This window comes from Arthrobacter sp. 9MFCol3.1, from assembly GCF_000620385.1.
Lineage (GTDB): Bacteria > Actinomycetota > Actinomycetes > Actinomycetales > Micrococcaceae > Arthrobacter.
In genome coordinates this window covers 498,641-512,922 of sequence record NZ_JIBJ01000004.1, presented here as the reverse complement: position 1 = coordinate 512,922, position 14,282 = coordinate 498,641, and the positions used below count along the sequence as shown (strand labels likewise).

At 67.5% G+C, this 14,282-nt stretch carries 13 protein-coding genes; 6 read left to right on the top strand and 7 right to left on the bottom strand.

Annotated elements, in window-relative coordinates; genetic code table 11:
- The first annotated feature begins 7 nt into the window (after positions 1 to 7).
- From tkt to pgl, 6 genes are all read left to right on the top strand, one after another.
- Entirely contained in the window at positions 8 to 2,125 is a 2,118-nt protein-coding gene (gene tkt / locus C560_RS0105100) for a transketolase (RefSeq protein ID WP_026537370.1), read from the top strand.
- Positions 2,126 to 2,188: 63 nt separating this feature from the next.
- On the top strand, positions 2,189 to 3,304 hold the full coding sequence (tal, locus tag C560_RS0105095) for a transaldolase (RefSeq protein WP_026537369.1): 1,116 nt from the start codon (positions 2,189 to 2,191) through the stop codon (positions 3,302 to 3,304).
- 6 nt (positions 3,305 to 3,310) lie between these two features.
- Positions 3,311 to 4,945, top strand: a complete 1,635-nt coding sequence (locus C560_RS0105090; protein WP_026537368.1) for a glucose-6-phosphate isomerase — start codon at positions 3,311 to 3,313, stop codon at positions 4,943 to 4,945.
- Positions 4,946 to 4,960: 15 nt separating this feature from the next.
- Positions 4,961 to 6,523, top strand: a complete 1,563-nt coding sequence (zwf, locus tag C560_RS0105085) for a glucose-6-phosphate dehydrogenase (protein ID WP_018772990.1) — start codon at positions 4,961 to 4,963, stop codon at positions 6,521 to 6,523.
- On the top strand, positions 6,520 to 7,461 hold the full coding sequence (locus tag C560_RS0105080) for a glucose-6-phosphate dehydrogenase assembly protein OpcA (RefSeq protein ID WP_018772991.1): 942 nt from the start codon (positions 6,520 to 6,522) through the stop codon (positions 7,459 to 7,461). Before zwf ends, C560_RS0105080 begins: the two co-directional genes overlap by 4 nt.
- Entirely contained in the window at positions 7,451 to 8,263 is an 813-nt protein-coding gene (gene pgl, locus C560_RS0105075) for a 6-phosphogluconolactonase (RefSeq protein WP_026266348.1), read from the top strand. Before C560_RS0105080 ends, pgl begins: the two co-directional genes overlap by 11 nt.
- Here the strand turns inward: pgl and C560_RS0105070 are convergent.
- From C560_RS0105070 to whiA, 7 genes are all read right to left on the bottom strand, one after another.
- Positions 8,222 to 8,617 (bottom strand): RNA polymerase-binding protein RbpA, encoded by a 396-nt coding sequence (locus C560_RS0105070; RefSeq protein WP_026537367.1) that lies wholly within the window; start codon positions 8,615 to 8,617, stop codon positions 8,222 to 8,224. The two genes, pgl and C560_RS0105070, sit on opposite strands and share 42 nt — an antisense overlap.
- Positions 8,618 to 8,735: 118 nt before the next feature.
- Positions 8,736 to 8,993, bottom strand: a complete 258-nt coding sequence (gene secG / locus C560_RS0105065) for a preprotein translocase subunit SecG (RefSeq protein ID WP_018772994.1) — start codon at positions 8,991 to 8,993, stop codon at positions 8,736 to 8,738.
- 48 nt (positions 8,994 to 9,041) lie between these two features.
- The gene (gene tpiA, locus C560_RS0105060; RefSeq protein WP_018772995.1) at positions 9,042 to 9,857 is read right to left on the bottom strand and encodes a triose-phosphate isomerase; all 816 of its coding nucleotides are present in this window, start codon (positions 9,855 to 9,857) and stop codon (positions 9,042 to 9,044) included.
- Between the two features lie 110 nt (positions 9,858 to 9,967).
- Positions 9,968 to 11,194 carry a phosphoglycerate kinase gene (locus C560_RS0105055; protein WP_018772996.1) on the bottom strand — a complete coding sequence of 409 codons (1,227 nt, stop codon included), beginning with the start codon at positions 11,192 to 11,194 and terminating at the stop codon, positions 9,968 to 9,970.
- Positions 11,195 to 11,204: 10 nt separating this feature from the next.
- Entirely contained in the window at positions 11,205 to 12,215 is a 1,011-nt protein-coding gene (gap, locus tag C560_RS0105050) for a type I glyceraldehyde-3-phosphate dehydrogenase (RefSeq protein WP_018772997.1), read from the bottom strand.
- A gap of 287 nt (positions 12,216 to 12,502) precedes the next feature.
- Positions 12,503 to 13,126 (bottom strand): superoxide dismutase, encoded by a 624-nt coding sequence (locus tag C560_RS0105045; protein WP_018772998.1) that lies wholly within the window; start codon positions 13,124 to 13,126, stop codon positions 12,503 to 12,505.
- 167 nt (positions 13,127 to 13,293) lie between these two features.
- Positions 13,294 to 14,274 (bottom strand): DNA-binding protein WhiA, encoded by a 981-nt coding sequence (gene whiA / locus C560_RS0105040; protein WP_018772999.1) that lies wholly within the window; start codon positions 14,272 to 14,274, stop codon positions 13,294 to 13,296.
- Positions 14,275 to 14,282 lie beyond the last annotated feature (8 nt).

Genomic DNA, 14,282 nt, shown 5'->3' with positions numbered 1-14,282 from the left:
GCCACATTTGGAAGAGCAAGAACTGTCATGGACTGACTTGGACCAGCGCGCGGTGGACACCGTCCGTGTGCTGGCCGCGGATGCGGTGGAGAAGGTCGGAAACGGCCACCCGGGAACGGCGATGAGCCTGGCCCCGGCCGCGTATTTGTTGTTCCAGAAGCTGATGCGCCACGATCCGGCGAACCCGGACTGGCTGGGCCGCGACCGGTTCATCCTGTCGCCCGGACACACGTCCCTGACCCTGTACATCCAGCTGTTCCTCTCCGGCTACGGCCTGGAGCTGAAGGACCTGGAGGCGCTGCGGACCTGGGGCTCGCTGACCCCGGGCCACCCGGAGTACAAGCACACCAAGGGTGTAGAGATCACCACCGGCCCGCTGGGCCAGGGCCTGGCCTCCGCGGTCGGCTTCGCCTATTCCCAGCGCCGGATGCGCGGCCTGTTCGACGCCGACGCTCCCGCCGGCACGAGCCCGTTCGATCACACCATCTGGGTGATCGCCTCCGACGGCGACCTGCAGGAAGGCGTCACCTCCGAGGCGTCCTCACTCGCCGGGCACCAGGAACTGGGCAACCTCGTGGTGATCTACGACGAGAACCACATCTCGATCGAGGACGACACCGACGTGGCGTTCACCGAGGACGTCCTGGCCCGCTACGAGGCCTACGGCTGGCACACCCAGCGGGTCGACTGGACCCGTACCGGCGAATACGTCGAAGACGTGCAGGAACTGCACTCCGCACTGCTTGCCGCGAAGGCCGAAACCGGCAAGCCCTCCATCATCTCGCTGCGGACCATCATCGGGTACCCGGCGCCGAAGAAGCAGAACACCGGCAAGATCCACGGCTCCGCCCTGGGCGCTGAGGAAGTCGCGGCCCTGAAGAAGGTCCTGGGCTTCGACCCGGAACGCGCCTTCCAGGTCGATGAGGACGTCCTGGCCCACGCCCGGGCCGTCCAGGACCGCGGCGCGGCCGCCCGCACCGACTGGCAGGCCTCGTTCGAGGCGTGGCAGGCCGGCAACCCCGAGGCCGCTGCACTGCTGGAACGCGTCGAGGCGAAGAAGCTCCCGGGCGACTTCGAGGCCGCCCTGCCGGTCTTCGAGGCCGGCAAGGACGTCTCCACCCGGGCCGCCTCCGGGAAGGTCCTGAACGCGATCGGCCCGGTCATGCCCGAACTCTGGGGCGGCTCCGCCGACCTCGCGGAGTCGAACAACACCACGATCGAAGGCTCGCCCTCATTCATCCCCACGTCCCGGTCCACCGCGGCGTGGAAGGGCAACCCCTACGGCCGGGTCCTGCACTTCGGCATCCGCGAGCACGCCGCGGCATCGATCGTGAACGGCATCTCCCTGCACGGGCGCACCCGGGCGTTTTCCGGAACGTTCCTGATCTTCTCCGACTACCAGCGCCCCGCGATCCGGCTTGGCGCCCTCATGGGCGTCCCGTCGCTGTACGTCTGGACGCACGACTCGATCGGCCTGGGCGAGGACGGCCCCACGCACCAGCCCGTCGAGCAGCTCGCCTCCCTGCGTGCCATCCCGGGCCTGGACGTCGTCCGCCCGGGCGACGCGAACGAGGTTGCCGCGGCCTGGAAGGCCATGCTGGAAAACCACGAAAACCCCGCCGGGATCGTCCTGACCCGGCAGAACATCCCCACGTACGCCCGCGGCACCGGCGTGGCCGACGGCGACACCTTCGGCTCCACTGCCGGCGTCGAGAAGGGCGGCTACGTCCTGGCTGAGGCGTCGAAGGACGGCAACACCGTCGAAGCCCAGGTCATCCTGATCGGCACCGGCTCCGAGGTCCAGCTCGCCGTCAACGCCCGCGAGGCGCTGCAGGCCGAGGGCATCCCCACCCGTGTGGTGTCCATGCCCTGCGTGGAATGGTTCAACAAGCAGGACGCCGCCTACCGCGACGCCGTGCTGCCCCCGGCCGTGAAGGCACGCGTCTCGGTCGAGGCCGGACTGGCCCTGGGCTGGAAGGAATTCGTCGGCGACGCCGGCCGTTCCATCTCCCTGGAGCACTTCGGCGCGTCCGCGGACTACAAGCGCCTCTTCCAGGAATTCGGCATCACGGCAGAAGCAGTCGCCGCCGCCGCGAAGGAATCCCTCGCCGGCCTCACCAACTGATCCACCACCACGGTTCCGGGGGACGCTGTGCCCCCGGAACCCATGATTTCCAGGAGTTATGAAATGACTACCCCCACCCAGCAGCTCTCCGACGCCGGCGTCTCGATCTGGCTCGATGACCTCTCCCGCGGCCGCCTGCAGACCGGCACCCTGCGCAAGCTGATCGAAGAGAAGAACGTCGTTGGCGTCACCACCAACCCGTCGATCTTCCACGCCGCCATCACCGCCGGCCACGACTACGACGCCGTGATCGCCGCCCAGGCCGCGGCCGGCGCCACCGTCGAGGAGACCGTCTTCGAAATCACCACCACCGACGTGGCCGACGCCTGCGACCTGTTCGCCCCCGTCGCCGCAGCCACCAAGGGCGTCGACGGCCGCGTCTCCATCGAGGTCGACCCCCGCCTGGCCTGGGACACCGCCGGCACCATCGCCGAAGCGAAGCACCTCTACAAGAAGGTCAACAAGGACAACGTCCTGATCAAGATCCCGGCAACCCTCGAAGGCCTCGAGGCGATCACCGCCACCCTGGCCGAGGGCATCAGCGTCAACGTGACCCTGATCTTCTCGCTGGAACGCTACCGCGCCGTGATCAACGCCTTCCAGTCCGGGCTCGAGCAGGCCAAGGACAACGGCCACGACCTCTCCACGATCCACTCGGTCGCGTCCTTCTTCGTCTCCCGCGTCGATGCCGAAATCGACAAGCGCCTCAACGCCATCGGCACCGAGGAAGCCAAGGCACTCAGGGGCAAGGCCGGCCTGGCCAACGCCCGCCTGGCCTACCAGGTCTACGAGGAGCTGTTCTCCACCGAACGCTGGGCCCTGCTGGCCGAGGCCGGCGCCCTGCCGCAGCGCCCGCTCTGGGCTTCCACCGGCGTGAAGGACCCGGCCTACCCGGATACCCTCTACGTCACCGAACTCGTCGCCCCCGGCGTCGTCAACACCATGCCGGAGAAGACGCTCGACGCGACGTTCGACCACGGCACCGTCACGGGCGACACCGTCACCCGCGGCTACGACGACGCCAACGCCACGCTGAACTCCCTCGACGCACTGGGGATTTCCTACAACGAGGTCGTCGCTCTGCTCGAATCCGAAGGCCTGGACAAGTTCGTGGCCAGCTGGAAGGAACTGCTGGGCGACGTCGAAGGCGCCCTGGCCTCTGCACGGAAGGCTTCCTAACCCACCATGAGCACACTCAGCTACGACGCCACCGGCGCAGCCCGCCAGGCACATGAGCAGCACCTCCCGGCACTGCTGGAAGACCGCATTGCCACCCGGATCTTCGCGAAGGACCACACCCTATGGGGTCCGGACGCAGAGCAGGAATCCGCTGTCCGGCTGGGCTGGGTCGAGGCGGCCACCGTCTCCCAGCCGCTGGTCGGCGACATCCTCGAACTCCGCGATGCGCTGAAGGCCGAGGGCGTAACGCGGATCGTCCTCTGCGGCATGGGCGGTTCCTCCCTGGCGCCCGAAGTCATCGCGGGCACCGCTGGCGTCGAGCTGACTGTGCTGGACAGCACCGACCCCGAACAGGTCAGTGCCGCGGTGGCGGACCGGCTGGCCGAAACCGCCATTGTGGTTTCGTCCAAGTCCGGCTCCACCGTGGAAACCGATTCCCAGCGCCGGATCTTCGAGCAGGCGTTCACCGATGCCGGGATCGACGCGAAGAGCCGCATCATCATCGTCACCGACCCGGGGTCGCCGCTGGACAAGGCCTCACGGGAGGCCGGCTACCGCGCCGTCTTCAATGCAGACCCCAACGTCGGCGGCCGCTTCTCGGCCCTGACCGCGTTCGGGCTGGTCCCGTGCGGGCTGGCCGGAGTGGACATCCAGGCTTTCCTGGATGAGGCCGAAGAAGCCGCCGAGATCCTCAATGAGGACTCGGAGGACAACATCGGTCTCGCCCTCGGCACCGCACTGGGCGGCACCACCCCGCTGCGCAACAAGATCGTCATCGCGGAGGACGGGTCCGGGATCGTGGGCTTCGCCGACTGGGCCGAACAGCTCATCGCCGAATCCACGGGCAAGCTCGGCACCGGCGTGCTGCCGGTCGTGGCCGGTCCTGCCTCCCCGGAGGCCACCCTGGGCGCTCCCGATGTGCTGGTCATCCGGCTCGTCGCGGCGGACGCCGACGTGCAGCTCGGCGAGAACGAGGTCGCCATTGCCGGCGGCCTGGCCACGCAGATGATGGTGTGGGAATTCGCCACCGCCGTGGCCGGCCGCCTGCTGGGCATCAACCCGTTCGACCAGCCCGATGTCGAGGCAGCGAAAATCGCCGCCCGCGGCCTGCTGGACGAACAGCCCGAACCGACGCCGGCGAATTTCACCGACGGCGCCATCGAGGTCCGCGGCGGGGCATGGCTCGGCGACGCCGCCACCGCGGCAGAGGCGGTCGGCGCACTGCTCGCCGAACTCGGCCCGGACAACTACCTCAGCGTGCAGGCCTACTTCGACCGGCTCGCCTACGCCAGCTTCGAAGGCGTCCGGGACGAACTGGCCGCTGTCAGCGGACGCCCGGTCACCTTCGGCTGGGGCCCGCGGTTCCTGCACTCCACCGGCCAGTTCCACAAGGGCGGACCCGCGATCGGCGTCTTCCTGCAGGTCACGGCCGCGTCCGCGGCTGACCTGGCCATCCCGGACCGGCCGTTCACGTTCGGCGAGCTGATCTCGGCGCAGGCCGCGGGCGATGCCCAGGTCCTCTCCGAGCACGGCCGTCCGGTCCTCCGGCTGCACCTCACCGACCGCGCCGCGGGCGTGAAGCAGCTCCAGGAGCTCGTCACGTCCCTTGCCGGCCAGGCCGCATCCTCCACTGAAAGCTAAGGCACCCACGCAACCATGCCAGAAACCTACAACGGCGGCAGGAACACGGCCGGCCGGGGGCGCAATCCGCTCCGGGACCCCCGTGACCGCCGTCTGAACCGTATTGCCGGGCCGGCGTCGCTGGTCCTGTTCGGGGTGACCGGGGACCTCGCCCGCAAGAAGCTCATGCCGGCCGTGTATGACCTCGCCAACCGCGGGCTGCTGCCGCCGAGCTTCGCGCTGGTGGGCTTTGCCCGCCGCGAGTGGGAGAACGAGGACTTCGCGGCGGAGGTCAAGGAGTCCGTCAAGACCTACGCCCGCACCCCGTTCGATGAAACGGTCTGGAAGCAGCTCTCCGAGGGCATCCGCTTCGTGCAGGGCGAGTTCGACGACGACGAGGCGTTCAAGCGGCTCTCCGACACGATCGATGAACTCGACGAACAGCGCGGGACGCGGGGAAACCACGCGTTCTACCTTTCAATCCCGCCCAAGGCCTTCGAACAGGTTTGCCGCCAGCTCTCCAAGCACGGCCTGGCCCAGGCCGCGGGCGACAACTGGCGCCGCGTGGTGATCGAAAAGCCGTTCGGACACGACCTCGAATCGGCCCGCCAGCTCAATGACATCGTCGAGTCGGTGTTCCCGCCGGACGCGGTGTTCCGGATCGACCACTACCTGGGCAAGGAGACGGTGCAGAACATCCTGGCACTGCGCTTCGCCAACCAGCTCTTCGAGCCGCTCTGGAACGCCAACTATGTGGACCACGTCCAGATCACCATGGCCGAGGACATCGGCACGGGCGGCCGGGCCGGCTACTACGACGGCGTGGGCGCGGCCCGCGACGTCATCCAGAACCACCTGCTGCAGCTGCTGGCCCTGACAGCCATGGAGGAGCCGATCTCCTTTAACGCCGATGACCTGCGGGCCGAGAAGGAAAAGGTCCTCGCCGCCGTCAGGCTCCCCCACGACCTCTCCACCCACTCCGCCCGCGGTCAGTTCACCGGCGGCTGGCAGGGCGGCGAGGAAGTCCTCGGGTACCTGGAGGAAGAGGGCATCCCCGCCGATTCCAAGACCGAGACGTTCGCGGCGATCCGGGTGGACATCAACACCCGGCGCTGGTCCGGCGTGCCGTTCTACCTGCGTGCCGGAAAGCGGCTGGGGCGCCGGGTGACGGAGATCGCCGTCGTGTTCAAGCGCGCACCGAACCTGCTCTTCACCGACCACGGCGAGGACGACTTCGGCCAGAACGCCGTGGTGATCCGGGTCCAGCCTGACGAGGGCGCCACGATCCGGTTCGGCTCCAAGGTCCCGGGCACCCAGATGGAGGTCCGCGACGTCACCATGGACTTCGGCTACGGCCACTCCTTCACCGAGTCCAGCCCCGAAGCCTACGAACGCCTCATCCTGGACGTGCTCCTGGGAGAGCCGCCGCTGTTCCCCCGGCACCAGGAAGTCGAGCTGTCCTGGAAGATCCTGGATCCCTTCGAGAACTACTGGGCCGGCCTCGACGAACAGCCCCAGCCCTACGCTCCCGGCAGCTGGGGCCCTGCCTCGGCCGACGAGCTCCTTGCCCGCGACGGACGAACCTGGAGAAGGCCATGATCGTAGATCTTCCCGACACCACCACCTCCAAGATTTCCAAGAAGATCATGGCCCTGCGGGAGCAGGGCGGCGTGATCGCCCTGGGCCGGGTCCTGACCCTTGTGGTCGTCACCCGCTCCGGGCTCGAAGAGGAAGCCATCGAGGCAGCCAACGAGGCCAGCCGCGAACACCCGTGCCGGATCATCGTCCTCGCCGACGCCGGGGCCTCGGCCCCGACCCGGCTGGACGCCCAGATCCGCGTCGGCGGCGACGCCGGGGCCTCCGAGGTGATCCTGCTGCGCGGCTACGGCGAACTCGCCGAGGAAAGCGAATCCCTCGTCGCGGCCCTGCTGCTCCCGGACGCCCCGATCGTGGCGTGGTGGCCGCACGGCGCACCCAGGAATGCGTGCCAGACCTCGATCGGGGGCATCGCGCACCGCCGGATCACCGACTCGGCCAACGAAGCGGACCCGGTCGCGGCGCTGGAAAACATCCGCCGCACCTACAAGGCCGGCGACACGGACCTGGCCTGGACCCGGCTGACCAACTGGCGCATCCAGCTGGCTGCGGTCCTGGACCAGGTGGACGACTCACCGGTGACGGCCGTGGCCGTCGAGGGCGCCTCGGACTCCCCCAGCACCGTGCTCCTCGCCGCCTGGCTCACCCTGGCCCTGGACGTTCCCGTGACGATCGTGGCGGATCCGGCCGGAACCGGCATCCGGCGCGTCCGGCTGACCCGGCCCGGCGGCGACATCCAGCTTTTCCGGCCCGGGCTCACCATTGCGGAACTGACCCAGCCCGGCCAGCCCGCGCAGCGGATCTCACTGCCCCGCCGCAGCCTCAAGGACTGCCTGGCCGAGGAACTCCGCCGCCTGGATCCGGACGAAGTCTTCGGTGAAGTGATTACTATGGGACTGCCGCGTACCAATCTAAGGAGTGTCCGTCCCAGTGAGCGCTGACCCGAGAGTAAGCATCCATCCTGATTCGACCGTTCTGATGGCTGCGATCGCAGCCCGCCTGATTACCAAGCTTGTGGATATCCAGGACCGGCACGGCGAGGCCACGGTGGTGCTTACCGGGGGAACGATGGGCATCGGCTCGCTCAAGGCCGTGGCCGAGTCGCCGGCGGCGCGGGCCGTGGACTGGTCCAAGGTGAATTTCTGGTGGGGGGACGAGCGCTTTGTGGCGGCAGACGACGCCGAGCGCAACGCCCGACAGGCCCAGGATGCGCTCCTGTCCCACATCGGTGTTGATCCGGCGCGCGTCCATGTGCCCGGTTCCACCGATGACTTCGACAGCCCGGACGACGCGGCGGCCGACTATGCCCGCCGCCTCGCCGAGGCAGCGGCCGCCGAGCACGCCGCGGACATGTCCGACGACAGGCCGGAAATGCCGGCGCGGCTCCCCCGCCTGGACATTGTCCTCCTCGGCGTCGGGCCGGATGCGCACGTCGCCTCGCTCTTCCCGGAGCAAGCCGGCATCCGGGAGAAGGAACGGACTGTCGTGGGTGTCCACAACTCCCCCAAGCCGCCGCCGGCGCGGGTGTCGCTGACGTTGCCGGCGATCAATACGGCTTCCGAGGTGTGGATGGTGGTGGCCGGTGACGACAAGGCCGGCGCCGTAGGGCTCGCCCTGGCCGGCGCTAATCCGGTGCAGGTTCCCGCGGCGGGCCCGCGCGGCCGCCGGGAAACCCTGTGGCTGATTGACGAGAACGCGGCCTCACGGGTCCCGGAGCAGCTCGTCCGGAAGGGTGCGTCCTGAGCGTAGCCGTTCCAGCGCTCCGGCCAGCACGTCTTCGGCGTCCTGGCTGGAGCGCCGTTCTTTAACGTATTCCAGGTGCGTCTTGAAGCCCTCTGTCGGTGCTTCCTCCAGGGCAAACTTTGATTCGTCGCGGGTTGCGGTGCCGCCGCAGCGCCGGCAGTCCCAGACGCCGGGGATCTGTTCCTCCGGCAGCTGGGCGAACACGAGCGAGGTTTCATGGCCCTTGGCGCACCGGAAGGAGACACGAATACGGGGCTGGCGTACGCCGGCCCCGTTCAGTGGTTCATGGCGGGGAGATGCCCCCTCGGTGGCGCCCACGCGGATTCCCTTGAATCCGGAAGCAGAATGCAGCATCGGGAACTCCTGGCTACTTAGCTGGTGGAAGTGCAAGACGACAGCCACAGTGTAGTTCGTGAGTTCCCGATGCCGGGAGGGCCATAAGGACCCCATATGGAGTTTTCGGACGGGCGTCCTAGGAATCGGCGCCCGTGCTGAACCGCATGAGCAGGCCGAGGGCGATGATCACCACTCCCCAGGTGATTCCCAGGATGACGGTGAACCGGTTGAGGTTCCGTTCCGCGACCCCGGAGGAGCTCAGCCCCGAGCTCATGCCGCCGCCGAACATGTCGGACAGGCCGCCTCCGCGTCCCTTATGGAGCAGGATGAGCAACGTCAGCAGGAGGCTGGTGATGCCCAGGAGGACCTGCAGAATGACATGAAGAACGTCCACGACGGCCTTTCAGAAGGATTGGATTGCGGGGGTCAGGCTGTGTCCGGACTAATCCGTCAACAGGTGACTCTCGAACCTGACAATATTAGCAAACTCGGCAGCGTCCAGGCTGGCACCGCCGACCAGCAAGCCGTCGACGTCGCGCTCCTTGAGGATCGACGCCGCGTTGTTGGCCTTGACCGAGCCGCCGTAGAGCAGGCGGGTCTTGGCGGCCACGTCGGCGCCGAAGAGGGTGGACAGTTCGGCGCGGATGGCTGCGCACATTTCCTGCGCATCTTCCGGGCCCGCGACCTCGCCGGTGCCAATGGCCCACACGGGCTCGTAGGCAACCACGAGCTCGGCGGCCTGCTCCGGGGTGAGGCCTTCGACGCCGGCGCGCAGCTGGGCGAGGGTGTGGTCCACGTGGGTGCCGGCCTGCCGGATCTCCAGGCCTTCACCGACGCAGAGGACCGGGGTGATGCCATGCCGGAAGGCTGCCTTGGTCTTGGCGTTGAGCACGGCGTCGGACTCGTTATGGATGGTGCGGCGTTCGCTGTGGCCAACCAGGACGTAGCTGCAGGCAAGCTTGGCGAGGAACTGGCCGGAAATGTCGCCGGTGTAGGCGCCGGAGTCGAACTGGGAGAGGTCCTGGCCGCCGTAGACGACGGCGAGCTCGTCGCCCTGGACCAGCGTCTGAACGCCGCGGAGATCCGTGAACGGCGGGAAGACGGCGACCTCCACCCGGCTGTAGTCGTGCTTGGCGTCGGACAGGGTCCATGCCAGCTTCTGCAGGAGGGTGATGCCCTGGACGTGGTCCATGTTCATCTTCCAGTTGCCGGCGATGAAAGGCTTGCGGTCGAATTTACCGTTGGTTGACGTGGTCACATGATCTCCAGGAGTTCTTGGTGTGTGGGAGCAGCCGGCAGGGTACCCGGTTCGCTGCGGAGGGCACCCTGCCGGCTCAAATGCCGGTGCTTTTAGCGCGGTCTGTGCTTCTAACGGTCGAGGACGCTCAGGCCGGGGAGTTCCTTGCCTTCAAGGTACTCCAGGCTTGCGCCGCCGCCGGTGGAAATGTGGCCGAACGCCTCATCGGCGAAGCCGAGGGTCCGGACCGCTGCCGCCGAGTCGCCGCCGCCAACGACGGTGAACGCGTCCGTCTCGGTCAGGGCCTGGGCGATGGCCCGGGTACCGCCGGCGAAGGCCGCGAATTCGAACACGCCCATGGGCCCGTTCCAGAACACGGTCTTGGCGCCCTTGATCCGTTCCGCGAACGCCGCTGCCGATACCGGCCCGATGTCCAGCCCGATGCCCTGCGCTCCGAAGCTGCCCGACTCGATGGCGTCGGCCGCGACGGTCTCGTGCTCGGCGTCGGCGGCGAACTTGCTCGCCACCACAACATCGGTGGGCACAACGAACTCGGTGCCGGCGTCGGCGGCCCGCTTCAGGTAGTCCTGGACGACCGGGATCTGGTCCTCTTCGAGCAGGCTGCCCGCGACCTTGTGACCCGCGGCGGCGAGGAAGGTGAACAGCATGCCGCCGCCCACCAGGATCGTGTCCGCCTTGCCCAGGAGGTTGTCGATGACAGCGAGCTTGTCGGAGACCTTGGAGCCGCCGAGGACAACGACGTAGGGCCGCTGGGTGTCGGTGGTGAGCTTGCGCAGCACCTCGACCTCCGTGCGGACGAGGTCGCCCTGGTAGGACGGCAGCCGCGTGGCGACGTCGTACACGCTGGCGTGCTTGCGGTGCACGGCACCGAAGGCATCGTCGACGAAGGCGCCGTTATCACCGGTGAGCGCGACGAGTTCGTCCGCGAAGGCGCCGCGTTCGGCGTCGTCCTTGGACGTCTCCCGCGCGTCGAAGCGCACATTTTCCAGGACCAGCACTTCGCCGTCCTGCAGCGCGGCGGAGAGCTCCTTGGCCGACTCGCCGACGGTGTCAGTGGCAAGTGAGACCTTGAACCCGGCAAGCTCGGCCAGCCGTGCGGCTGCGGGCTTGAGTGAGTACTTCTCCTCCGGGGCGCCCTTGGGGCGGCCGAGGTGTGCTGTGACCAGCACGCGGGCACCGGCGTCCGTGAGCTTCGCCAGCACTGGCAGGGAGGCCTTGATGCGGCCATCGTCAGTCACTGTAGAGCCGTCGAGCGGCACGTTCAGGTCACTTCTGACCAGAACGTACCGCCCGCGGACACCATCAGCGATCAGTTCGTTGAGGGTGTGAAATGTCATGAGTCTTACCCTAGCCCAGCTTGGACGCGACAAGCTCCGTGAGGTCCACGAGGCGGTTGGAGTAACCCCACTCGTTGTCATACCAGGACACAACCTTGACCTGGTCGCCGATCACCTTGGTCAGGCCGGAATCGAAGATGGACGATGCCGGGTCGCCGACGATGTCCGAGGAGACGATCGGCTCGTCGGTGTAGGTCAGCAGGCCCTTGAGCTCCTCGGTCTCCGACGCTGCCTTGAGGGCGGCGTTGACTTCGGCGACCGTGGTCTCGCGGGAGACCGTGACGGTCAGGTCCGTGGCGGAACCGGTGGGGACGGGCACGCGGATGGCGTAGCCGTCGAGCTTGCCCTTGAGTTCCGGCAGGACCAGGCCGATTGCCTTGGCGGCACCGGTGGAGGTGGGCACCATGTTGATGGCGGCGGCGCGGGCGCGGCGGAGGTCCTTGTGCGGGCCGTCCTGCAGGTTCTGGTCGGCGGTGTAGGCGTGGATGGTGGTCATCAGGCCACGCTCGATGCCGAAGGCGTCATTGATGACCTTGGCCAGCGGGCCGAGGCAGTTGGTGGTGCAGGAGGCGTTGGAGATGATGTGGTGCGTGGCGCTGTCGTACAGGCCGTCGTTGACGCCCATCACGATCGTGATGTCCTCATCCGACGCGGGGGCGGAAATCAGGACCTTCTTGGCGCCGGCGTCGATGTGCTTCTGCGCATCGGCGGCCTTGGTGAAGAAGCCGGTGGACTCGATGACGATGTCGACGCCGAGCTCGCCCCAGGGCAGCTTCGCGGGATCGCGTTCGGCCAGGACCTTGATGATGTTGCCGTCGACGACGATGTTGCCGTCTTTGACCTCGATGGTTTCGGCCAGGCGGCCGCCCACGGAGTCGTACTTGAAGAGGTGAGCGAGGGCTTCCGGGCTCGTGAGGTCGTTGACCGCAACAATCTCAAGGTCTGCGCCCTGTGCGAGGGCGGCGCGGAAGTAGTTGCGGCCGATACGGCCAAAGCCGTTGATGCCAATACGGGTCGTCACGTTTTCAGTCTCCTTGGTGCTCTTGCGAGCACGACTAGTTGAGAAGGCGTTCAAGCCAACTAACAGATCCCGCACGCCATTGGGCAGAGATAATTACCAGATCGGAGGGCGACCAGCCACATTGCTGAAGGCTAACCGCCTTCCGTGATCCATCTTACGTTTAACCGGGACTGCCCCCGCAAGTGCAGGGGCAGTCCGTCCACATTTCGGGCCGACGGGCCCGTAATGTGAGGTTTGTTACAAACGGAAGTCGATTCCGTCACCCTGTGCAGGGTAATGGGACCTGCCTAGAGGGTGATGAGACCCGTCGCGTTCTTGCGGGCGGCGTCGAAGCGCTTGGCGACGTCGGCCCAGTTCACGATGTTCCAGAAGGCCTTGACGTAGTCAGCCTTGACGTTGACGTAGTCCAGGTAGAAAGCGTGCTCCCACATGTCCAGCATCAGCAGCGGGGTGGTGCCGAGTGCGACGTTGCCCTGCTGATCGTAGAGCTGTTCGATGACCAGGTTGCCGCCGATGGGTTCGTAGGCCAGGAAGCCCCAGCCGGAGCCCTGCAGGCCCAGCGCCGCGGCGCTGAACTGGGCACGGAATGCGTCGAACGAGCCGAAGGCGTCGTCAATGGCCGCGGCGAGCTCGCCCTCGGGCTTGTCGCCACCGTCCGGGGAGAGGTTCTTCCAGAAGACGGAGTGGTTGATGTGCCCGCCGGTGTGGAACGCGAGGTCCTTGGAGAGGCGGTTGATGTTGGCGAAGTCGCCCTTTTCGCGCGCCTCGGCCAGCTGGGCCAGGGCGTTGTTGGCGCCAGCCACATAGGCGGCGTGGTGCTTGCTGTGGTGCAGCTCCATGATCTTCGCGGAGATGTGCGGTTCCAGCGCTGCGTAGTCATAGTCGAGCTGGGGCAGTACGTACTCGGTCACAAAATCCTCCAATGTCGTGGACGGGTTGTCCGGTTCGGTAACTCTCGGATTGTGCATCCGGATGCGGGCATCCGGAAAATTGCGGTGGGATCCAACGGCGACAACCCGCCGCGGCTCCCGGGTATTTCCATTCCCGGTATATTCCTGCTGTTGATTCTAGGGGCGGGCTAGTCGTCGAGCATTTCCGGCGTCACATTGGCTTCCGTGCCCGGGATGCCGAGGTCCTGGGCCCGTTTGTCCGCCATGGCCAGGAGCCGGCGGATCCGGCCGGCGATGGCATCCTTGGTCATGACGGGGTCGGCGAGCCGGCCCAGCTCGTCCAGGCTGGCCTGCTTGTGCGCGACCCGGAGTTCACCGGCATACTTCAGATGGTCGGGTACGTCGTCGCCCAGGATTTCCAGGGCCCGGTCCACCCTGGCGCCGGCGGCCACGGCGGCCTGCGCGGAACGGCGCAGGTTCGCGTCATCGAAGTTGGCGAGCCGGTTGGCAGTGGCCCGGACTTCCTTGCGCATGCGGCGTTCCTCCCAGACCATCAGGGCGTCATGTGCGCCCATGCGCGTGAGCAACGCGGCGATCGTGTCGCCGTCGCGGATCACCACGCGGTCCACTCCCCTGACCTCGCGGGCCTTGGCCTGGATGCCCAGGCGGCGGGCGGCGCCGACGAGGGCCAGGGCCGATTCGGGGCCGGGGCAGGTGACTTCCATGGCCGAGGACCGGCCGGGCTCGGTGAGCGAGCCGTGGACCAGGAACGCGCCGCGCCAGACGGCTTCGGCGTCCGCGGCGGAGCCGTTGACCACTACCGACGGAAGGCCGCGCACGGGGCGGCCCCGCGCGTCCAGCAGTCCGGTCTGGCGGGCGAGGGCCTCACCGTCGCGCACCACCCGCACCACATAGCGGCTGCCGCGGCGCAGGCCGCCGCCGGAGACGACGATGATCTCGCTCTGGTGGCCGTACACCTCGGCGATGGCGGCGCGCAGCCGCCGGGCGGTCGACGCGAGGTCGACTTCGGCCTCGATCACAATCCGGCCCGAGATGATGTGCAGCCCGCCGGCGAAGCGGAGCATGGCCGAGACCTCGGCCTTGCGGACTGAGGACTTCTTGATATCCAGACGGGAAAGTTCTTCCTTGACTGATGCTGTCAGTGCCATGGCACCTT